Annotated in this window: 20 protein-coding genes, 1 tRNA gene and 1 pseudogene; 13 read left to right on the top strand and 9 right to left on the bottom strand. The window is 47.5% G+C overall.

The features are described from left to right. Window positions 1-11 precede the first annotated feature (11 nt). Window positions 12-962, top strand: a pseudogene (locus tag ACOGW3_RS12675) (ISL3 family transposase); the annotation flags it as partial. On the opposite strand, the gene ACOGW3_RS12670 reads toward ACOGW3_RS12675, so the two are convergent. Next, window positions 873-1,070, bottom strand: a complete 198-nt coding sequence (locus ACOGW3_RS12670; RefSeq protein ID WP_419903304.1) for a hypothetical protein — start codon at window positions 1,068-1,070, stop codon at window positions 873-875. The pseudogene ACOGW3_RS12675 and the gene ACOGW3_RS12670 overlap by 90 nt on opposite strands. Here ACOGW3_RS12670 and ACOGW3_RS12665 point away from each other — a divergent pair. Together ACOGW3_RS12665 and ACOGW3_RS12660 are read left to right on the top strand one after the other, a co-directional pair. Then, window positions 1,057-2,289 carry an ISL3 family transposase gene (locus tag ACOGW3_RS12665; protein WP_419901077.1) on the top strand — a complete coding sequence of 411 codons (1,233 nt, stop codon included), beginning with the start codon at window positions 1,057-1,059 and terminating at the stop codon, window positions 2,287-2,289. The two genes, ACOGW3_RS12670 and ACOGW3_RS12665, sit on opposite strands and share 14 nt — an antisense overlap. Before the next feature lie 419 nt (window positions 2,290-2,708). Then, window positions 2,709-3,671: a carbon-nitrogen hydrolase family protein gene (locus tag ACOGW3_RS12660; RefSeq protein WP_419903303.1), complete on the top strand. Its 963-nt coding sequence runs from the start codon at window positions 2,709-2,711 to the stop codon at window positions 3,669-3,671. 8 nt (window positions 3,672-3,679) lie between these two features. Here ACOGW3_RS12660 and ACOGW3_RS12655 read toward each other — a convergent pair whose 3' ends face one another. Next, a complete protein-coding gene (locus tag ACOGW3_RS12655) occupies window positions 3,680-5,377 on the bottom strand; it encodes a PAS-domain containing protein (RefSeq protein ID WP_419903302.1) in 1,698 nt (565 codons plus the stop codon). A gap of 247 nt (window positions 5,378-5,624) precedes the next feature. Between ACOGW3_RS12655 and ACOGW3_RS12650 the strand changes: the two genes are divergently transcribed. The 5 genes from ACOGW3_RS12650 (at window position 5,625) to ACOGW3_RS12630 (ending at window position 9,922) form a co-directional block, all read left to right on the top strand. Continuing rightward, window positions 5,625-6,851 carry an aminotransferase class V-fold PLP-dependent enzyme gene (locus tag ACOGW3_RS12650; RefSeq protein ID WP_419903301.1) on the top strand — a complete coding sequence of 409 codons (1,227 nt, stop codon included), beginning with the start codon at window positions 5,625-5,627 and terminating at the stop codon, window positions 6,849-6,851. A 266-nt stretch (window positions 6,852-7,117) separates the two neighbouring features. Then, a complete protein-coding gene (locus ACOGW3_RS12645) occupies window positions 7,118-7,387 on the top strand; it encodes a PepSY domain-containing protein (protein ID WP_419903300.1) in 270 nt (89 codons plus the stop codon). A gap of 180 nt (window positions 7,388-7,567) precedes the next feature. After that, the gene (locus ACOGW3_RS12640) at window positions 7,568-8,092 is read left to right on the top strand and encodes a cytochrome b/b6 domain-containing protein (RefSeq protein ID WP_419903299.1); all 525 of its coding nucleotides are present in this window, start codon (window positions 7,568-7,570) and stop codon (window positions 8,090-8,092) included. A gap of 26 nt (window positions 8,093-8,118) precedes the next feature. Next, window positions 8,119-8,658, top strand: a complete 540-nt coding sequence (locus ACOGW3_RS12635; protein WP_419903298.1) for a helix-turn-helix transcriptional regulator — start codon at window positions 8,119-8,121, stop codon at window positions 8,656-8,658. 142 nt (window positions 8,659-8,800) lie between these two features. After that, a complete protein-coding gene (locus tag ACOGW3_RS12630) occupies window positions 8,801-9,922 on the top strand; it encodes an extracellular solute-binding protein (RefSeq protein ID WP_419903297.1) in 1,122 nt (373 codons plus the stop codon). Window positions 9,923-9,925: 3 nt separating this feature from the next. On the opposite strand, the gene ACOGW3_RS12625 is transcribed toward ACOGW3_RS12630, so the two are convergent. Next, window positions 9,926-10,630, bottom strand: coding sequence for a GntR family transcriptional regulator (locus ACOGW3_RS12625; RefSeq protein WP_419903296.1), 705 nt, complete (start codon window positions 10,628-10,630; stop codon window positions 9,926-9,928). After that, window positions 10,627-11,991 carry a formimidoylglutamate deiminase gene (locus tag ACOGW3_RS12620; RefSeq protein WP_419903295.1) on the bottom strand — a complete coding sequence of 455 codons (1,365 nt, stop codon included), beginning with the start codon at window positions 11,989-11,991 and terminating at the stop codon, window positions 10,627-10,629. The genes ACOGW3_RS12625 and ACOGW3_RS12620 overlap by 4 nt, the downstream gene beginning before the upstream one ends. Before the next feature lie 94 nt (window positions 11,992-12,085). On the opposite strand from ACOGW3_RS12620, the gene hutG reads away from it, so the two are divergent. Continuing rightward, window positions 12,086-12,907 (top strand): N-formylglutamate deformylase, encoded by an 822-nt coding sequence (hutG, locus tag ACOGW3_RS12615; RefSeq protein ID WP_419903294.1) that lies wholly within the window; start codon window positions 12,086-12,088, stop codon window positions 12,905-12,907. A 68-nt stretch (window positions 12,908-12,975) separates the two neighbouring features. On the opposite strand, the gene ACOGW3_RS12610 is transcribed toward hutG, so the two are convergent. After that, window positions 12,976-13,968 carry an MBL fold metallo-hydrolase gene (locus ACOGW3_RS12610; protein WP_419903293.1) on the bottom strand — a complete coding sequence of 331 codons (993 nt, stop codon included), beginning with the start codon at window positions 13,966-13,968 and terminating at the stop codon, window positions 12,976-12,978. Window positions 13,969-14,112: 144 nt separating this feature from the next. Here ACOGW3_RS12610 and ACOGW3_RS12605 point away from each other — a divergent pair, with 144 nt between their 5' ends. Then, window positions 14,113-15,078 carry a LysR substrate-binding domain-containing protein gene (locus ACOGW3_RS12605; protein ID WP_419903292.1) on the top strand — a complete coding sequence of 322 codons (966 nt, stop codon included), beginning with the start codon at window positions 14,113-14,115 and terminating at the stop codon, window positions 15,076-15,078. Between the two features lie 38 nt (window positions 15,079-15,116). Here ACOGW3_RS12605 and ACOGW3_RS12600 read toward each other — a convergent pair whose 3' ends face one another. The 4 genes from ACOGW3_RS12600 to ACOGW3_RS12585 all read right to left on the bottom strand — a co-directional run bounded on the left by ACOGW3_RS12600 (window position 15,117) and on the right by ACOGW3_RS12585 (window position 17,514). Then, on the bottom strand, window positions 15,117-15,422 hold the full coding sequence (locus ACOGW3_RS12600) for a YnfA family protein (protein ID WP_419904051.1): 306 nt from the start codon (window positions 15,420-15,422) through the stop codon (window positions 15,117-15,119). A gap of 187 nt (window positions 15,423-15,609) precedes the next feature. Then, window positions 15,610-15,685, bottom strand: a tRNA-Ala gene (locus ACOGW3_RS12595). Between the two features lie 114 nt (window positions 15,686-15,799). Beyond that, a complete protein-coding gene (locus ACOGW3_RS12590; protein WP_419903291.1) occupies window positions 15,800-16,129 on the bottom strand; it encodes a TIGR02300 family protein in 330 nt (109 codons plus the stop codon). Window positions 16,130-16,281: 152 nt separating this feature from the next. Continuing rightward, window positions 16,282-17,514 (bottom strand): ISL3 family transposase, encoded by a 1,233-nt coding sequence (locus ACOGW3_RS12585; RefSeq protein WP_419901077.1) that lies wholly within the window; start codon window positions 17,512-17,514, stop codon window positions 16,282-16,284. Here ACOGW3_RS12585 and ACOGW3_RS12580 point away from each other — a divergent pair. From ACOGW3_RS12580 to cmk, 3 genes are all read left to right on the top strand, one after another. Then, on the top strand, window positions 17,501-17,638 hold the full coding sequence (locus tag ACOGW3_RS12580; protein ID WP_419903290.1) for a hypothetical protein: 138 nt from the start codon (window positions 17,501-17,503) through the stop codon (window positions 17,636-17,638). The two genes, ACOGW3_RS12585 and ACOGW3_RS12580, sit on opposite strands and share 14 nt — an antisense overlap. A 195-nt stretch (window positions 17,639-17,833) precedes the next feature. Then, window positions 17,834-19,159: a 3-phosphoshikimate 1-carboxyvinyltransferase gene (aroA, locus tag ACOGW3_RS12575; protein WP_419903289.1), complete on the top strand. Its 1,326-nt coding sequence runs from the start codon at window positions 17,834-17,836 to the stop codon at window positions 19,157-19,159. 35 nt (window positions 19,160-19,194) lie between these two features. Then, the gene (cmk, locus tag ACOGW3_RS12570) at window positions 19,195-19,836 is read left to right on the top strand and encodes a (d)CMP kinase (RefSeq protein WP_419903288.1); all 642 of its coding nucleotides are present in this window, start codon (window positions 19,195-19,197) and stop codon (window positions 19,834-19,836) included. Window positions 19,837-19,955 lie beyond the last annotated feature (119 nt).

Here is a 19,955-nt window from a genome sequence, read left to right as displayed (position 1 = left end):
CGGAGAAGTGCCTAAACGACATCCCCCTTTTTGGGTATCCTTGTGTGGTCGAGATTGAGCTGGCGCAGGTTTATATTAACAAGGGCGAACGCCGCATTGAGGGGTGTGATTTTGTTGATAAAGGGTGCCGTTTCACTCACCGATTTTGCCGACTGATCAGTGGATTATGTCGGCATATGTCTATTCAAGCGGTTTCCAGACATTTGGATATACGATGGGAAACGGTCAAGAATATCGACAGGGCATACCTTATTGAAACTCTCCCTACGCTTGATCCTGCAGAGCTAACTGGCTTGGAATATATTGGTGTAGATGAAGTTGCCCGGGCGAAAGGTCATGACTACATGACGGTGGTCTACGATATGGTTGGCGGTCATCTGATCTGGGTTGAAGCAGGCCGAACTGCCGAGGTTTTTTCAAGGTTTTTGAAACAACTGCAACCAGATACAGCCTGCAAAATAAAGGCCGTAGCGATGGATATGGGGCCTGCCTACCAAAAGGCTGTCAGAGAGTCCTTGCCGTTGGCCGACATAGTATTTGACCGTTTCCACGTCATGAAAAACTACAGCAAAGCTATCCATAATCAGCGTCGACTTGAGTTCAGAAAGGCCGATCCAAGTGGTAAAGAGTTGATGAAAGGGACACATTATCTGTTGCTCAAAAATGCGGATAAGTTGAGTGAAAAACAAAGTGACAAGCTGCAAAGGTTGCTGGAGAGCAATAGCAACCTGAATGCACTTTACGTCTTGAAAGAACAGCTTCATCTGCTGTGGAGTGCCGCTTCATTTGAGGCGATGGCGGAGCAACTGGAACGTTGGTGCCTGATAGCAGATCAGTCACAGATGCTCTATCTAAAAAAGTTCGCGAAATCCCTACGGAAACATTGTGTGGGCATCTGCAACTACGCCAAACACAAGCTCACAAGCGCCAGGATAGAGGCTGGTAATGTCAGTATAGGAATGGCTCTTCTCCGCTTTGTTGAGTAGAAAAAGATGCCGACCGCCAAGTAACCTGTTGATATGTATGGTTTCTGATAACTTTACATAGAGCAGGTATATGACAATCAACATCTCGCAGCATATTTTAGGCCTCAAAGGGCAACGTGTAAATGAAATTAAACTGGATGACGGCGGTGTTAAGATTGTCATTCACTGCAGCCGAGACGCGCGTAGGAGGGCTATAGACCCTGCTACAGGCCAGAAGGGAAGCATCAACCAGCATGTCCGCCGACAAGTAAACGACATCCCCCTTTTTGGGTATCCTTGTGTGGTCGAGATTGAGCTGGCGCAGGTTTATATTAACAAGGGCGAACGCCGCATTGAGGGGTGTGATTTTGTTGATAAAGGGTGCCGTTTCACTCACCGATTTTGCCGACTGATCAGTGGATTATGTCGGCATATGTCTATTCAAGCGGTTTCCAGACATTTGGATATACGATGGGAAACGGTCAAGAATATCGACAGGGCATACCTTATTGAAACTCTCCCTACGCTTGATCCTGCAGAGCTAACTGGCTTGGAATATATTGGTGTAGATGAAGTTGCCCGGGCGAAAGGTCATGACTACATGACGGTGGTCTACGATATGGTTGGCGGTCATCTGATCTGGGTTGAAGCAGGCCGAACTGCCGAGGTTTTTTCAAGGTTTTTGAAACAACTGCAACCAGATACAGCCTGCAAAATAAAGGCCGTAGCGATGGATATGGGGCCTGCCTACCAAAAGGCTGTCAGAGAGTCCTTGCCGTTGGCCGACATAGTATTTGACCGTTTCCACGTCATGAAAAACTACAGCAAAGCTATCCATAATCAGCGTCGACTTGAGTTCAGAAAGGCCGATCCAAGTGGTAAAGAGTTGATGAAAGGGACACATTATCTGTTGCTCAAAAATGCGGATAAGTTGAGTGAAAAACAAAGTGACAAGCTGCAAAGGTTGCTGGAGAGCAATAGCAACCTGAATGCACTTTACGTCTTGAAAGAACAGCTTCAGCTGCTGTGGAGTGCCGCTTCATTTGAGGCGATGGCGGAGCAACTGGAACGTTGGTGCCTGATAGCAGATCAGTCACAGATGCTCTATCTAAAAAAGTTCGCGAAATCCCTACGGAAACATTGTGTGGGCATCTGCAACTACGCCAAACACAAGCTCACAAGCGCCAGGATAGAGGCTGGTAATGTCAGTATAGGAATGATCCGTAAGCGAGCCAGAGGCATCAAGGATACCGAATACTTCAAACTCAAAATTAGACAATCATCCATTCCAGATAATCAATCTATGCTCTATTTGAAATCCTAAATCTACTCAACAAAGCGGAGAAGTGCCATAGGAATGATCCGTAAGCGAGCCAGAGGCATCAAGGATACCGAATACTTCAAACTCAAAATTAGACAATCATCCATTCCAGATAATCAATCTATGCTCTATTTGAAATCCTAAATCTACTCAACAAAGCGGAGAAGTGCCTATATATCGTCGTATTCATGAGTTTGAACACAATCTAAGACGTTATGAAAAACCTCAACCCAGCTCAGCTATCCCTGCTCCCGGTGAGTAGATAATTGGTGACAAAGAGAAAAAGCAGTAGGGGAACCTGCTGCTTTTTCACATTCTTGCGGTAAAGGCCTCGCCATCGGCTATCTGGCTTTGCCCCCTCTAAACTCCCATGTTTAACTCCCGGTAAATCCATCTTATCCAGATAAATACCGGAGCAAGACATGAGCACTAACAAAGATCTCCTGACCGTTGGGTTGGCCCAAATCACCCCTGTGTGGCTCAACCGTGAGGCGACACTTGCCAAGATCGCCGACTATATAAATCAGGCCGCAGATCAAGGCTGTGATCTCGTTGGCTTTGGTGAGGCTCTGGCTCCGGGTTATCCCTTCTGGCTTGATCGCACCGATGGTGCCCGCTTTAACAACGACATTCAAAAAGAAATCCACGCCAAATATCTCGACGAAGGTGTCTGCATCGAACGTGGTGATCTCAAAGGTATCTGTGAGTTGGCAAAGGCGCGTTCAATTGCGGTTTATGTCGGCATTATGGAGCGGCCGCCCGATCGCGCGGGGCACAGTCTTTATTGCACACTGGTGTATATCGACAAGCAGGGTGAAATCGGCTCTGTCCACCGCAAGCTGATGCCAACCTATGAAGAACGCCTCGCCTGGGCACCCGGCGATGGCCACGGCCTTCGTACCCACCCAATTGGTGAATTTACCGTCGGCGGTCTGAATTGCTGGGAAAACTGGATGCCATTGGCGCGGGCTTCGCTCTATGCTCAAGGCGAAGATCTGCACTTTTCCTGCTGGCCCGGAGGTGATCACAACACACATGACCTCCCGGGTTTTATCGCCAAGGAATCCCGCTCTTATACCATGTTCGTTTGCGGTTTAATGCGCATAGAGGATATTCCCAATGACATTCCGCACGCAGATTTGATCAGAGCAGGGGAAACCTCGGGCTTTCTTGCCAATGGAGGATCTTGCCTGATGGGGCCTGACGGTAAGTGGGTGATTGAACCCATAATCGGCGAAGAACGTCTTGCGGTAGCGACCATCGACCACAAACTAGTTCGACGCGAACGGCAAAACTTTGACCCCGCTGGCCACTACTCCCGACCAGATGTAACACAGCTCAGTGTTAACAGAGCCCGCCAATCGACAGTGGTTTTAAAAGACTAGAACTTAATTTAATGCAGGGGCTGACCATTAGGTTTGGTTCCTGCTTTCCCTGTTTTTCTGGTCCTTTCTGGGGCAGTGTTATTCCCTGACTTATCAAGAAATGCCTTCTTGTTGATTACCCGTGTTTTGGGAAACCGTAGATGTACGGTTGTGCCCTCATCGAGCTTGCTCTCTATCTCGGTACTTCCACCGTGAAGTTCGACCAGAGAATTTACAATGTGAAGCCCAAGCCCGGTTCCATCATGGCTTCGTGTTAGTGCATCTCCGGCCTGATGGAATGGTTCCATAACCAGAGCGAGATCTTCGGGGCTTATGCCAATACCCCGGTCAATAACATCGAAGCACATATCGCCATCATCAGATATAAATATGGATACGGAGACCTCTCCGCCTTCAGTTGAGAATTTCACCGCATTCGAAAGGACGTTCACCAGTATCTGTTTAATCCGGCGAGGATCACCATAGAGGTAGGGTAAATTTTCCGGTAAGTCCAAGTCGAAAGATATCTTTTGCCTCTCAGCCCGATAGACAATCATTTTGTAACTTGAATTCATGAGATCAATCAGATCAATCTCACATTCTCTTAGATCTATCTCTCCGGTTTCCAACTTTGATACATCCAGGACATCATTGAGAACTTCGAGTAAATGAACACCTGCTTCATTTATATCAACGGAATAATCGCGATAACGCTCTTGCCCAAGAGGCCCGAAGGCCTCATTTCTCAACAGTTCTGAAAAGCCAATAATACAGTTTAGCGGTGTACGTAATTCATGGCTCATATTGGCAAGAAAATCCGTTTTAGCCCGGCCGGCAACTTGCTCCTTCTCGATGGCATCGTTTAGACGTTCTTCCGTTTTTATCCTGTGAAGTAATTCCGCCTGTAATTCTACGGTACGTAAACCAACCCGCCTTTCGAGATTCTTATTTGCTTCTTCAAGGGTTTCGGCTGCTTTTTTTCGCGCAGTAATATCTGTATAGGTGGTGACAAATCCATCTTGCACCGGGTTGCCATTAACGGCCACAACGTTTCCATTCTTCCGGGTTCGCTCTAGATAATGGGCCTCAAATTTATAGGACAGGGCCATTCTTTGGCTGACCTGTTCATCAACATTTCCCGGACCATACTCCCCTTTTTCCGCATTATGTTTAAACAGAGCAGAGAGTGGCGTTCCGGGTTTACCCAATTCTTGTGGAAAATCCATAAGTTCCAGGAAACGGTCATTACAGAGAACCAGATTACAATTGCGATCGAACAGGGTAATGCCTTGGGTAATGCTTTCGACGACAGTTTGTAACTGTCCTGCAATTGCCGTCAGCCCCCCTGTTAAACAAGAAGAGGCATCACTTGCTATGAGCGACAGCCCCCCATTTGTCATCGGAGATGTTCTCAGCTGAAGTAGTATTTGATTTGATCTTTGAAAAACAACAGGCTGATCAAGGCCAAGAAAATAGAGCCATTCATCCAATATGTGCTCGTCAATCTCGTCAATTTTTCCTTGCTGATCTTCTCTGACACAAAACAACAGAATCTGAGACAGCGATGTCCTTGGCTTTACCAAATCATTCGTCAAACCGAGTAAAGTTTGAAAATCATTATCACAGGCTATTAGATTGTGAGCTGCATCTAAATAAGCAACCGCTTGATTTGGCAAATAAAGCGGGCTTGTATGATGGTCACTTTCCACCGCTTTTTTATGCTTCATCTTCCCCATTCATTCGACCTCAGATGTGTTTTCGGCTTGTTTACCAGCCTTGGTCGAAAAGAGTACGGGGCAATTCCTTAAAAATTGGTTGCACCAAAATACAACCCTTGACCTCCTCCCCCTAAAGGCCGTTAGATATTTAACACTAAATAGCTTTACAACCCGGCTCTTCTCTCCCGTTCAATCCTTGCCAATCAAATCAGAACTATAAAATGGCACGGAAGCTACAAATAGGTAAGACAACAGTATGACAACACTTGATCTCGACTTCGTGCGTTCTCAATTTTCTGCTTTTGAGGAACCCTCTCTCAAAGGTTGGTCCTTTTTTGAAAATGCTGGGGGGTCCTACGCCTGTAATCAGGTCATTGATCGTCTAAGCAACTATTATCGCAAAACCAAGCTACAGCCCTACCACCCTTTCCCTGCTTCTGAACAGGCCGGTCAGGAGATGGACGATGCTATGGTTAACCTTGCGGCCTATCTGAATGTTGGCGAGGACGAGATCGATCTTGGCCCATCCACCAGCCAAAACACCTATGTTCTTGCTCAGGCTTTTCGCTCTATCATGCAAGCGGGTGATGAGATCATTGTCACCAATCAGGATCATGAGGCCAATTCCGGTGCCTGGCGGCGACTGGCAGAGGACGGAATTATTGTTCGCGAGTGGGCCGTTGATCCTGAAACGGGTTATCTCGACCTTGCTGAACTCGACAACCTTCTCAATGACAAAACTCAGCTGGTGACCTTTCCCCATTGCTCTAACATCATCGCCCATGTGAACCCGGTGGCAGAAATATCTGCCAAGGCTCATGCTGTTGGCGCCAGAGTGGTTGTCGATGGCGTTTCCTATGCGGGTCATGGATTTCCTAACGTTGATGCACTTGGCGCAGATATTTATCTGTTTTCTCTCTACAAAACCTATGGCCCCCATCAGGGTCTGATGGTTATCCGCAAAGACACCCGTGACGCGTTGGGTTATCAGGGACATTTTTTCAATAAGGATCTCGCCCATAAAAGATTGGTTCCAGCCGGGCCCGATCATGCTCAGGTAGCAGCTTCCAGCGGCATTACTGAATATTTCGATGCCGTGCACGCGCATCATTTCGGTGCACAGGCTGATACCAGCAAACGTGGTCACGATATTCACGACCTCTTCCAAGCTCAGGAACAGGCTTTGATGGCACCGTTGTTGGAATACATTCGAAGCCGTAATGATGTCAGGTTGCTCGGCCCGGAAAATCCTGAAGAAAGAGCCCCGACGATTTCAATGATCACGAACCGGGACGGACGCTCGGTTGCTGCCGATCTATCCAAGCACGGTATCATGGCCGCAGGCGGACATTTTTATTCCTACCGTTTGTTCCAGGGTTTGAATCTTGACCCTGAGGCAGGTGCTCTTCGGGTATCTTTTGTGCACTACACCAGCCCGGACGACATCGAGAAGCTGCTCAAAGCGATGGATGCCGTCCTCTAATACGGCAATCAGAAATTTTTCTGTACCTAACAAAGTAAAACAAGACAAATAACAGAGCCCTGTGATTCATACCGGATGACAGGGCTCTGTTGTACGTAAACCCTTATAACCCAGCCATAAACCCACCATAAACCCTGCGTGATCAGGCTATAAACTTTAGGTATAAACCCCGGTTTATAAGCCAAAGTTCAATAGATTAATCATCTGTTCCTCTCCAAGTTTGTTTCATCGATCAACCCGAAACAACCAAAAGAATGGATGAACACATGAAAGCTCTAAAACAAACAATCGTACTTTCTTCTATCGGCATCTTCACACTCGCTGGCGTTGCCTTTGCGAGCAACCTTGATGGAACCTACGCCGGTAAATCAGAAACCGAAATCACATCCCTATTGCAAGAGCAGGGTTATGAAGTTCGCGACATAGAAGTTGAAGACGACCTTCTGGAAGCCTACGCGATGAAAGACGGCGTGCGATTTGAGATCTATGTCGACCCCAACACTGGCAAGATCGTGAAAGTCGAAGAAGACGACTAATCGAATTTTGATTAACTCATGTCGCATCTCAATTTATTTTTTTTCACAAGAAGCAAAGAGCATCGTGTAGACCCCCTACACAAGCGATGTAGCGACGAAGTGAAAAGTTAAAGTGCGATGCGACAAAAAGGGTGGCTGCGATGCCACCCATCTTTTCCATCCCCCTTAAGGAGAAACCCCATGCAAGATGTCAAAGTATGGGACTTATTTGTCCGCCTATTTCACGCCAGTACCGCCCTTGTCTTCCTGCTCAATTATTTTGTCACAGAGGACGGCAGTGCCCTTCACAGCTATCTCGGTTATGGCCTGCTTGCCCTGTTGGGTTTACGTGTTATCTGGGGTTTCATTGGGGGATATCACGCACGCTTTAAGAACTTCATGCCGACGGTAGCTGGGGTTAAAGAGCACATCAGCGCGATGTTCTTTGGCGAAAAGGACGACCACCTCGGTCACAACCCACTCGGCGCTTTGATGGTATTTAACCTTCTGGGCTCACTGGCACTGCTATGTACCACAGGTATTCTCGCTGAAACGGATATGTTTTGGGGTATGAAATGGATGGAAGATGTTCACGAATTTCTGGCAAACTATGTTCTGATTTCGGTCGCATTACACCTTCTCGGCGTTGCCTTTGAGACCAAACGTTCAAAAATCAACTTGGTAAAAGCCATGATTACAGGCAAAAAGAATATGCCTCTCAATTAAATCACGTCACTTAAACGAGAAAACCGATGACCAGCACCCCTCGAGACACTTCAAGCCCGATGCAAAACAAGAGCACGATGCTGTGGGGGCTGCTGGTTATTCAAATTGTCTGCACGTTATTTTTCCTCGCAGACGCCCTGGGCGATTTCATCTTCGCAGATGAAATACTCGCGGGCTTCAATCATGACATTCTTGAAGCGATGGTTGTTGTTGCCATGGCCTTGAGCATTGTGTTCACCATCACCCAGATCAGACGCATGCTGCAACGCCAGCGTCGTATGGAAGACCAGATCAAAATTGCTTCAGGCGCCTTTGTCACCATGTTGGATCAGTACTTCGACACCTGGAAACTCACCCCCGCTGAACGTGACGTTGCTCTCTTCCTCATCAAAGGCATGTCTTTTTCCGACATTGCGCAAATGCGCAACACCCGCGAAGGTACCGTTAAAGCCCAGTGTAACGCGATCTACAACAAAGCCGACGTCACCGGCCGCGCCCAACTACTTAGTTTCTTTATCGAAGAACTGCTCAGCGAGGAACTTATTCCTGAAATTAAGAATGTCTGAAACCTATTTACTTCAGACAATTAAAATACTTAGCTCTTATGAAAAATATATTTTTCAGGAAATAAAGCCTATACTTGTGATTTAACAGGCCTTAAAGCCTATGTTTGAAATGATAAAATTATAATGGGTATCGAGGCAGAACATGAACAAGGCTCAGAACAAACTAGCTGTCGCATTAGTAAGTGTTTCTATTCTGGCAGTAAGTGGATGCGTTACGACTGAAAGAGATCCAAATGAGCTTGTCGTTGTTTCATGGGGCGGAACATATGGCCTAAGCCAGCAGAAAGCCTATGTTGAGCCTTTCAAAGAAATAAAACCTGGCCTCAATATTCAGATAACTCAGGATAGTCGAAATGCTCTGAAGTCTATTCGGAAACAGGTTCGCCAAAAAAATATCAAATGGGATGTTGTCGACATGCTCCACAACACTGCCAAGATTGCCTGTGATGAAGGCCTTTTAGAAGAAATTAATATAAACAAAGACATTGCCCCTGCTCCAGACGGAACTCCTGCAAATCAGGATTTTTATAAAATTCTATTTCCAGATGTTAAGAGTAAAAATTGTTTTGCTCCTCTTATAAGTTACTCTGTTCATTTTGCTTACCCTACAAACCAATGGGGTAACAATCAGCCCGCAAGTATTACTGACATATTCAATTTAAAAAAATTTCCTGGGAAACGAGGATTAGAAAAAACTCCATACAACAATATGGAATGGGCTTTACTCGCCGATGGAGTTCCGATGGATCAAGTTTATGATCTCCTCTCTACAGGCGAGGGGGTAGAGCGAGCATTTAACAAGCTTGATACAATCAAAGACAACATTATCTGGTGGGAAGCAGGCGTTCAACCTATACAATTTCTTGAAGGCAATCATGTTGCGATATCTTCTATTTATAATGGAAGAAGCTACGAAGCCGAATTCAAGCACAATTTAAACATTTCTCTCATGTGGGACTGGCAAGCGTTGGGTGTAGATGGATGGGCAATCCCTAAAGGCACTCCGAACCTTCAACTCGCTAAGGAGTTTGTTCGTTATTCCTCCAGCACCTCTCAACTGGCCGATCAAGCAAGTTACATTTCATATGGTCCCGCCAGGCGATCGTCCCTTCCTCTGGTTGGAAACAATTACGACAATGGCCACAACATGCGTCCATATATGACCACATCACCAGAGCGAATGCTCCACGCTTTTGTTCCAGACCCTGTATCGTGGGAAGAAAATAGAGATAGAATGAATCGGTTATTTAATTGGTGGCTTTAAATCTTAAAGTTCCGTATGCATCCGATAACCAGGCGCATAGGCTAAGCGCACGATTGTGACCGGGATTTCACCGTTCCAGGTGGTGCGGTCGATGACGAAGATTGCGGCGCCTTCAGTGGTTTCTAACAGCTCGGCTTCTTGCTTGGTTGCGTTGGCTGCTGAAAAGGAAATATCCCCGCGGGTGAAGGTCGCGTTCTGCACCAGCCATTCGTTGGCATCAATGCTTTGAAAGCTGACATCACAAATACCGTTTACGGCTGAGATATTGACCCAACGATCTTCGTACAAAAAGGGATGATTGTTGGCGTAATGTAAGCTTCGGACATGTAACATTGGCGTATCAGCAGCCAGACCAAGTCTACTGGCGACCACAACTGGCGGAATGGTCTCTTCGCGTTCTAAAACAGCATGCCGCCAGATCGCTCCGCGTTGCTCGACTTCAAGCCGGGTGATCGGTATTTCAAGGGTGGCTTTTCGGGTGGGATTAAGAGCCACCCGGGTCCCTGCCTTACGGCGACGTTCCAACAATCCTGCATCAGCGAGATCTCGCATGGCACGATTTACCGTAGCCCGGGCAACTCCAAATTCTTCCGCAAGATCGACTTCGTTGGGAACGAGATCACCTGGCAGCCAGATACGCTCGACAATGCGTCGCATCACTTCGGCTTTGACTGACTGCCAGCTATTGATCTCTGCTGTTACCTTCAAACTCTGTCCTTCAGCGACATCATGGTCTTTTTATAGCGGGAAACGATCGCCTCGTGCTTGGCGTGTTTACCACCTTTTACCAGATGGCGGCCAGCAGACCAGACATCTGTGACCATTTTGTCGTCCCCGGTAAAGATATAGCTATCCAATACGGCATCGCCTTCTTTACCCAAGAGGTCGACAGCGTTGGAATCCAGAGCAAAGAGGTCCGCCATTTTACCGACTTCAATGGCACCGGCATTACGTTGCCCAGCTTGTGCCCCGCCCTGAACGACACCATCCATAAGGACACGCCCGGTTGATTTTTCGCGGGTTGCCAAAACAGCACGGCTGCGATCTCTCAAGCGTTGAGAATATTCCAAGGTACGGAGTTCTTCAGAAAGGGTAATGCGGATGTTTGAATCAGAACCGACACCAAATTTCCCGCCTGCATTGAGATAGCGCACACCGTCAAAGATACCATCGCCGAGGCTTGATTCGGTAATCGGGCAAAGGCCCGCAACGGCACCGGATTTAGCAAGGCCTTCGGTTTCATGAGGTTCCATATGGGTACAGTGGATAAGGCACCAGCGGCTATCAACGGTGTGATTTTCAAGCAACCATTCCATTGGGCGTTTGCCCCAGGCAGCTTTGATCTCTTCGATCTCTGCTGTCTGTTCAGCAATGTGCAAATGGATTGGAGCATCAGGTGCAAGTTTGGTGGCGAAGACCATGCCTTCCTGGCTGACGGCACGCAAAGAATGCGGTGCGACGCCAAGCCTTGTATCCCCCGGTAAGATTTTAAGCGCTTTATCTGCGGCTTCGAACAGTTTCTGAAAACGATCAGGCGTATTTCCAAAGCGAATTTGACCCGGGCCGAGTGTTCTACCGTCACAGCCACCGTGCTCGTAAAGAACCGGAAGTAATGTCAGGCCAATACCGGTTTCATTTGCGGCTGCAATAATACGGTTGGATAGCTCGGCAATGTCATCATAGCTGGCTCCACCGGGTTGATGATGCAGATAATGGAACTCACAAACGGCCGAATACCCAGCCTCGAGCATTTCCATCTGCATAAATGCTGCTATGGCTTCGATGTCATCAGGTGTGAGGTGGTCAAGGAAACGGTACATCAATTTGCGCCAGGTCCAGAAACTATCGCGCGGGTCTTCACCCCGGGTCTCTGTCATCCCAGCCATGGCACGTTGGAAAGCATGGCTATGCAGGTTCGTCGGAGACGGCAACAATACGCCAAGCTTTTCACCCTGTGCAGCACTGCCTGCTTCAACACCTGTAATCAGACCATCATCACCGATAGTAACAAGTACATCCTTTTGCCAACCCGTGCTCGTCAGCGCCTGTTCAGCCCACAAATGTCTCACTTTTGTTCTCCTAGCCATAGCTTGACAAAATATTATGTGCAGACATAATACAATAAAGTCAGATCTAATCAAGCCATGAAAGAGCGATTCTGCCATGCCCAACTCAAATTCAAACGCATCACCAGTCACAATCACCCCTGGCAACAGCCCTATTGTTCTGGGTATGACGCACACAGGAACCTGGCTGCCCGCTGCTATATTTGAAAAACTTAATGAGAATGGTCAGAAACTCGCAGATACCGACTGGCATATAGACCAGCTATACGAAGGCCTGCTTCCCGACGCTACAATTGTAAGAGCGAACTTTCATCGCTATGCCATCGACGCCAACCGCGATCCGTCGGGGGTAAGTTTATACCCCGGCCAGAACACAACAGGCCTCTGTCCGCTTATCGATTTTGACAATGTTCCGATTTACCGTGAAGGCCAAGAGCCGGATGAAGCAGAAATAGAACAGAGGCGCCTGGCTTTCCATGCACCCTATCACGCCGCCCTCAAAGCTGAATTAGAACGGGTTCGGAAAATTCATGGTGTTGCAATTCTCTATGACTGCCATTCGATCCGCTCACACATTTCCTTCCTATTTGAAGGAAAGCTCCCCGATTTCAGCATCGGCACCAACAATGGGGAGACGTGTGCTGCCAGTATTGAAAAAGCTGTCGAAGATGTATGTGTTGCGGCCGATGGGTATAGCACGGTCTTAAATGGTCGCTTCAAAGGCGGCTGGACGACACGACATTATGGCCAACCGCAAACGGGTATCCATGCCATTCAAATGGAGCTTACCCAATCTGTCTATCTCAAAACAGAAGAGCTGCCGTTCTCCTATGACGCAGAAAAAGCTGCAGGCTTACGTGTTCATTTGAAAAGCCTATTGGATGACATCAGCACCCTCGCTTTAAACGGATCTCTCTAACTTTATCTAAGGTTAGGTTTCCTCAAAAATGAGCTGCAAGACGTACTCCTTGCAGCTCATAAAAAAACCTAGAGCGTATACTGCCAACTGGACTGGTGATAACTGTAACGATCCCCGTCGCGTCCGACGTGTCCAAGGCCCGGGAAATCCAGATGGCTTCCGAGTACTGCCAGTTTGTCTGCACTGACCCGATCCAACATCCGTCGACGGGTTTTTTCCGCCAAGGCCATATCTGAATCGAACACAATACTCCATTCAGGATGCGCAAACTGCAAAGCGGTAAAGTGTACTACATCTCCCCAAATCATAAGTTCCTGCCCCTCTGATCTCAAGATAAAGCCAGTATGACCAGGGGTGTGCCCCGGCATCCAAACGGCTTCGATGCCCGGCAGGATTTCTTGATCTTCTTCGACCAGGGTGAGGCGTTTGCCATAGGGGGCCGACATTGCCCGCGCATTGACAAAATTGCTCTTCATAAAATCATCGGCTTGAGACATAAAGCCATCGTCGTGCCAAAAATCCCAATCCGCCTTGTGAACGATCAACTCTGCATTCGGGAACAGGTCTTTTCCCTCTTTAGAGGTTATTCCTGATATGTGATCCACATGCATATGGGTAAGCAGGATCGCATCCACTGATTCCGGGTCAACACCTGCCGCCTTTAGGTTATCTGTGAATTGCCCCAGTGTTGGCCCCATATTATCTGCCGTCCCAGAATCAATCAGAACAACCTTCTCACCCGTATTGATAACAAATGAGTTGATCGGAATTCTGATCTTATCGGCTAACGGCGGGCGAAATTGATCCTGATAAAGCTTTGTAGCTGCTTGCCCATCATAACTGGGTATCAAAGTAGGATCTGCATCAATATAACCATCCAGCAAAGCGGTGACTTCAAAGTTCCCTACTGAAAAACGATAAGCTCCAGGAGTTTGTATCTGTGCTTTGGGAGCTGCAGCCATACCTGCCCCTGAAAATGGAAGCCCCGCCAAAGAAGCCACAACGCCCGCTCCCCCAGTGAGAAGAGATCCGCGCAATAATTCCCGTCTAGAAAGTGTCATGTCTTTTATCCCGATATGTAAAAATCACCATATGCCTTAAGCGTTCTCTCAATATCGGGATAAAAAGCTGGAAAGGCAGAGGGCTCTTGCCTATATTCGATATAACCAATGCTTATACCATGATTTTAATGTCCGGGCATCTCGATGGATCGACTTCAGCTCTTTCAATCTTTCATAACCGCAATTGATCGGGGATCCCTTTCTGGTGCTGCAAAAGAGCTTGGCATAAGTCAGCCCGCCGTGAGCCAACAGATTACACTTTTGGAAAGCATCCTGCGCAAGGAACTCCTCTTTCGAACGTCGAGAGGCGTACGGGCGACAGAAGCAGGACTCCTAGTCTATCAAGGAGCTCAGAAAATACTCGATCAAGTGAACTCTCTCGAAGAAGATTTGAATAATCTTGATCACAGTTTGTCTGGATCGCTTCGCATAACCGCTCCTCTCGCTATTGGGCAAAGCCTAATCGCGCCGATTGTTTTTGATATGCAAAGCAGATATCCAGAGCTCGATATATCCCTCAAACTTAGTGATCTTCTCGCCGATCTGGTCAAAGACCGTATTGATCTCGCGGTGCGCGTTGGGTCTTTGGGGAAATCAGATGCGCTTGCCCGAAAAATTGGGGATCTAGAGCTTGTTCTCATAGCTTCACCCGAGTTTTTAGAGAAACAAGGTCGCCCAAGAGTTCCCGAAGATCTCTCGAGCCTCCCTATGATCCAATACCGGGATGATAAAAAGAAACCTGAACAGGTTTTGATTAAAGATGGCCAAGAGAGCACTACGGCCATTCAGGCTACTTATACTTTCGACAATCCGGACGTTATTCTCAATGCCTTGGCAAGAGGAATTGGCTATACAAAATTTCCCTACCTTTTGGTCAAAGAGCAGCTAAAAAAGGGAGAGCTAGAGCAAGTTCTGCCAAGTTATACTGTACCATCAAAACCAATTTATTTGCTCTATCCGTCACGCCAGTCACTCACGAGAAGAGCCGAAGTATTCATAGAACATCTGCTTTCAACCATTATAACGCTTGAAGGTGTGACGCCAGCACGAGGCGGTAAATGGCGGACAACTGTTAATGAATCCAATGAACGCCTTATCAGCGTAGCTTGAAATTAAGCCCAAACTTGTTTTTTAGTTCGAAATCCCTATTAATTCGATCTGGGGCCAAAGAGGATTATGATTGCACCAACGATACAGATCGCAGTACCGATCATGTCCCATCGGTCAGGCTTATTGCCTTCAACCAGCCACATCCAACCGAGAGACGACATGATATAAACCCCGCCATAGGCTGCGTAGGCCCGTCCGGCGAAATCACTATCAATTTTTGTCAGCAGAAAAGCAAAAAGGGCGAGACTGGCCATCCCCGGAACGAGCCAATAGGGGCTCTTGTCCAACCGCAACCAGGCCCAGAATGCAAAGCAGCCCCCAATTTCGGCAATTGCAGCTAACATATAAATTGGGAAGCTTAGGTATCGCAAATTTTTGCTCCAGATCGCGTTCACTTGGGGGCTATGCTACGCGATAAAATAGCCAACAGCACCACAAAACATCCACAAACATTCCAGAGGAAAGTTGATTCACTTATTTAAATTTTGTCCTGAAAAGACAAAACCCACTGCTTTAGGCAGTGGGTTTTGATGGTGGAGCCAAGGAGGATCGAACTCCTGACCTCTTCGCTGCCAGCGAAGCGCTCTCCCAGCTGAGCTATGGCCCCAATATTCCGCCGCAAAATAGCGGATGCGGCGGAAAGTATGTCGTCTTTTCCATCTTGGCAAGAGAAAAATCTACTCGCCAAAGGAAAAAATTATCTTAGCTTAGAGCAAGGTAATTATTCGTCGCGCATCCCACCGGCGCCAGCGTTGACAGTCTGAAGATCTTCGTCGTCTTCATTATCAACATCGTCCGCATCATCGATATGCACCAACTCTTCCTCATCCGGAAATTCGGCTACATTATCAAGATCATCTGCGTCATCTATTTCTGTAGCTTTCATTTCAACTACGTTAGATTCCGAGGCTACTTTCTTACCGTCCTTGCCGGCACCTGCATCAAACACCGTGCCACATTTTGGACAGGTAATAGGTGACTTCAGGAAATCATAATACTTTGCCTTACAGCTTTGACAGGTATGTTTACTACCCCATTCCGGCTTAGTCACAGCCAGCTCCTCCAGTCAGAAATTGTATCAAATACAATTATGGTTTCGAATACTATCACGAAAAAAACTGCAAATGCCATGATCGCTCCAGACTGTCAATAAAGGGTGAATGACAATTTAAATTTGGCACTTCTCCGCTTTGTTGAGTAGATTTAGGATTTCAAATAGAGCATAGATTGATTATCTGGAATGGATGATTGTCTAATTTTGAGTTTGAAGTATTCGGTATCCTTGATGCCTCTGGCTCGCTTACGGATCATTCCTATACTGACATTACCAGCCTCTATCCTGGCGCTTGTGAGCTTGTGTTTGGCGTAGTTGCAGATGCCCACACAATGTTTCCGTAGGGATTTCGCGAACTTTTTTAGATAGAGCATCTGTGACTGATCTGCTATCAGGCACCAACGTTCCAGTTGCTCCGCCATCGCCTCAAATGAAGCGGCACTCCACAGCAGCTGAAGCTGTTCTTTCAAGACGTAAAGTGCATTCAGGTTGCTATTGCTCTCCAGCAACCTTTGCAGCTTGTCACTTTGTTTTTCACTCAACTTATCCGCATTTTTGAGCAACAGATAATGTGTCCCTTTCATCAACTCTTTACCACTTGGATCGGCCTTTCTGAACTCAAGTCGACGCTGATTATGGATAGCTTTGCTGTAGTTTTTCATGACGTGGAAACGGTCAAATACTATGTCGGCCAACGGCAAGGACTCTCTGACAGCCTTTTGGTAGGCAGGCCCCATATCCATCGCTACGGCCTTTATTTTGCAGGCTGTATCTGGTTGCAGTTGTTTCAAAAACCTTGAAAAAACCTCGGCAGTTCGGCCTGCTTCAACCCAGATCAGATGACCGCCAACCATATCGTAGACCACCGTCATGTAGTCATGACCTTTCGCCCGGGCAACTTCATCTACACCAATATATTCCAAGCCAGTTAGCTCTGCAGGATCAAGCGTAGGGAGAGTTTCAATAAGGTATGCCCTGTCGATATTCTTGACCGTTTCCCATCGTATATCCAAATGTCTGGAAACCGCTTGAATAGACATATGCCGACATAATCCACTGATCAGTCGGCAAAATCGGTGAGTGAAACGGCACCCTTTATCAACAAAATCACACCCCTCAATGCGGCGTTCGCCCTTGTTAATATAAACCTGCGCCAGCTCAATCTCGACCACACAAGGATACCCAAAAAGGGGGATGTCGTTTACTTGTCGGCGGACATGCTGGTTGATGCTTCCCTTCTGGCCTGTAGCAGGGTCTATAGCCCTCCTACGCGCGTCTCGGCTGCAGTGAATGACAATCTTAACACCGCCGTCATCCAGTTTAATTTCATTTACACGTTGCCCTTTGAGGCCTAAAATATGCTGCGAGATGTTGATTGTCATATACCTGCTCTATGTAAAGTTATCAGAAACCATACATATCAACAGGTTACTTGGCGGTCGGCATCTTTTTCTACTCAACAAAGCGGAGAAGAGCCTTAAATTTGTGCAAAAAAAATCAGATTGATCTGTGCAAGCGCTCACCTTTCTAGTTTTTATTCTCTGTATCAAACTCTGGTAAAAGCAATTTTTCCTATGTAAAAGAAACCGTAACCATCCCTTACAGGAATATAGCGGCGACATTAGAAAGTGTTGCGCGTCGGATTCAATTCTCTGTACATAAACAGAGCGAATCTGAATAAACAAGAATACGGATTTTAAAATGACCAGTGACACATCTTTGTCCTCCGCCCCAAGTGAGGCACTCAAAGGAACCGTGAAAGTTCCCGGTGATAAATCTATCTCTCACCGCTCACTTATGTTTGGTGCGCTCGCCATTGGAAAAACCAGTGTGTTTGGGATGCTCGAAGGTGAAGATGTTCTCGCAACCGCAAAGGCCATGCGCGCACTAGGGGCAAAAGTAGAGCGCGATGAAAACGGTGTTTGGCATGTCGAAGGCCGCGGCATTGGCGGATTGTGTGAACCAGAAGACGTGCTGGATATGGGAAATTCAGGTACATCCGCCCGCCTTTTGATGGGTATTCTGGGAAGTCACCCCATTACGACATTTCTGACTGGCGATGCTTCCTTGCGCAAGCGTCCTATGGGACGTGTAGCGAACCCCATCACTGAAATGGGCGCTCAGGTTCACTGCCGCTCGGAACAGAGATTACCTCTTTTGGTTCAAGGTGCAGAGACACCGTTGCCAATTCGATACAAACTTCCAATGGCATCCGCCCAGGTAAAATCCTGTGTCCTCTTGGCAGGTCTCAACACACCAGGCGAAACCACCGTTATCGAGACTGAACACACCAGGGATCACACAGAACTCATGCTGCGTCACTTCGGCGCCGAAGTCAGAGTCGTCCAAACGGATGAAGGCCGGGAAACAACAATTGTCGGCCAACCTGAGCTAAAGGCTGCAGATGTGTACGTACCATCAGATCCTTCATCCGCTGCATTTCCAACTGTGGCAGCTCTTATCAAGCCAGGATCAGAACTAACGCTTCCCGGCATTGGTATGAATCCGCATCGCAATGGTATCTATATTACCCTGAAAGAAATGGGTGCAGATATAACCCTTACCAATGAGCGTGAAGAAGCTGGTGAACCCGTTGCAGACCTTATTGTTCGGGCAAGTAACCTTAAAGGCATTACCGTTCCCGCTGATCGCGCACCGTCGATGATTGATGAATACCCCATCCTCGCCATTGCCGCTTCGTTTGCGGAAGGAAAGACGATCATGGAAGGGCTCGGTGAACTACGCGTTAAAGAAAGTGACCGTCTTTCTGCTGTTGCCAATGGCCTGAAGGCCTGTGGCGTAACATGCGAAGAAGGTGATGATTATCTCATCGTTGAAGGTTCAAGTACTGCGCCACAAGGCGGCGGCACCATCACCACCCATTTTGATCACCGTATTGCCATGAGTTTCCTGGTAATGGGTATGGCTTCTCAAGAACCCGTAAAGGTGCTTGATGCAGAAGCAATTGATACCAGCTTCCCTGATTTTGCCAAGTTGATGAACGGCCTTGGTGCCAAGGTTGGTTAATCAACCTGCTCTAATTAGTACTAAAGGAATATACGTTGCCCGTAATCGCTATTGATGGCCCTGTCGCATCTGGAAAAGGCACCCTTGCCCGACGTCTGGCCAAGGCGCTTAACTTTGCTTATCTCGACACAGGATCCCTGTATCGGGCGGTCGCTTCTCTCGTTTTAGCACGGGGTAGTGACCCTAACGACTCCGTACTTGCGGCAAAGATAGCCGATGGCTTTTCTGCCGGGGATATTGATCGAGACGATCTCCGCGACGAAAAAGTAGGCCAGGCTGCATCCGTTGTTGCCGCCAATCAGGAAGTGCGCAAATCACTCCTCGAGTTTCAGCGTAATTTTGCAAAAGCTCCACCAAACAATCACTTAGGGGCCATTTTGGATGGGCGGGACATCGGAACCGTTGTTTGCCCGGAAGCCAAAATAAAGCTCTTCATTTCGGCAACTCCGGAAGTTCGTGCCGAGCGCAGGCATAAAGAGTTGCTAGGACGCGGCGATCAGTCTATATACGCCCGCGTACTGGAAGACTTGCGTGAACGTGATGAGCGAGATCGTAACCGTGACACAGCTCCTCTTCGAGCGGCTGATGATGCGGTAGTTCTTGATACCAGTGATATGGATGCTGATAAGGCGTTTATACTAGCAAAGAAACTCATTGATGAGCGTCTTTCTGTATAAGCTTTTATACGAGTATTCTTAATCACGTATTTGGACTTTTCTGACAGTATACAAGACTAGCCTGGGATGGTCCCGGGTAGACCGCCGGAAAAACCGGCCGGCCTGAATAGTGCGAACCT

This window comes from Kiloniella sp., from assembly GCF_965205715.1.
In the GTDB taxonomy this organism is placed as follows: domain Bacteria; phylum Pseudomonadota; class Alphaproteobacteria; order Kiloniellales; family Kiloniellaceae; genus Kiloniella.
The sequence above is the reverse complement of the archived record's forward strand: the minus strand, read 5'-3'. Positions and strand labels throughout refer to the sequence as shown.

Excerpts from the sequence above, each read along its gene's own strand:
- ACOGW3_RS12605 (WP_419903292.1), top strand. The coding sequence starts at position 14,113 with ATGGATCGACTTCAGCTCTTTCAATCTTTCATAACCGCAATTGATCGG.
- ACOGW3_RS12665 (WP_419901077.1), top strand. The coding sequence starts at position 1,057 with ATGACAATCAACATCTCGCAGCATATTTTAGGCCTCAAAGGGCAACGT.
- ACOGW3_RS12650 (WP_419903301.1), top strand. The coding sequence starts at position 5,625 with ATGACAACACTTGATCTCGACTTCGTGCGTTCTCAATTTTCTGCTTTT.
- ACOGW3_RS12645 (WP_419903300.1), top strand. The coding sequence starts at position 7,118 with ATGAAAGCTCTAAAACAAACAATCGTACTTTCTTCTATCGGCATCTTC.
- ACOGW3_RS12580 (WP_419903290.1), top strand. The coding sequence starts at position 17,501 with ATGTTGATTGTCATATACCTGCTCTATGTAAAGTTATCAGAAACCATA.
- ACOGW3_RS12635 (WP_419903298.1), top strand. The coding sequence starts at position 8,119 with ATGACCAGCACCCCTCGAGACACTTCAAGCCCGATGCAAAACAAGAGC.
- aroA (WP_419903289.1), top strand. The coding sequence starts at position 17,834 with ATGACCAGTGACACATCTTTGTCCTCCGCCCCAAGTGAGGCACTCAAA.
- ACOGW3_RS12600 (WP_419904051.1), bottom strand. The coding sequence starts at position 15,422 with ATGTTAGCTGCAATTGCCGAAATTGGGGGCTGCTTTGCATTCTGGGCC.
- ACOGW3_RS12610 (WP_419903293.1), bottom strand. The coding sequence starts at position 13,968 with ATGACACTTTCTAGACGGGAATTATTGCGCGGATCTCTTCTCACTGGG.
- ACOGW3_RS12640 (WP_419903299.1), top strand. The coding sequence starts at position 7,568 with ATGCAAGATGTCAAAGTATGGGACTTATTTGTCCGCCTATTTCACGCC.
- ACOGW3_RS12630 (WP_419903297.1), top strand. The coding sequence starts at position 8,801 with ATGAACAAGGCTCAGAACAAACTAGCTGTCGCATTAGTAAGTGTTTCT.
- ACOGW3_RS12670 (WP_419903304.1), bottom strand. The coding sequence starts at position 1,070 with ATGTTGATTGTCATATACCTGCTCTATGTAAAGTTATCAGAAACCATA.
- ACOGW3_RS12660 (WP_419903303.1), top strand. The coding sequence starts at position 2,709 with ATGAGCACTAACAAAGATCTCCTGACCGTTGGGTTGGCCCAAATCACC.
- hutG (WP_419903294.1), top strand. The coding sequence starts at position 12,086 with ATGCCCAACTCAAATTCAAACGCATCACCAGTCACAATCACCCCTGGC.
- ACOGW3_RS12655 (WP_419903302.1), bottom strand. The coding sequence starts at position 5,377 with ATGAAGCATAAAAAAGCGGTGGAAAGTGACCATCATACAAGCCCGCTT.
- ACOGW3_RS12585 (WP_419901077.1), bottom strand. The coding sequence starts at position 17,514 with ATGACAATCAACATCTCGCAGCATATTTTAGGCCTCAAAGGGCAACGT.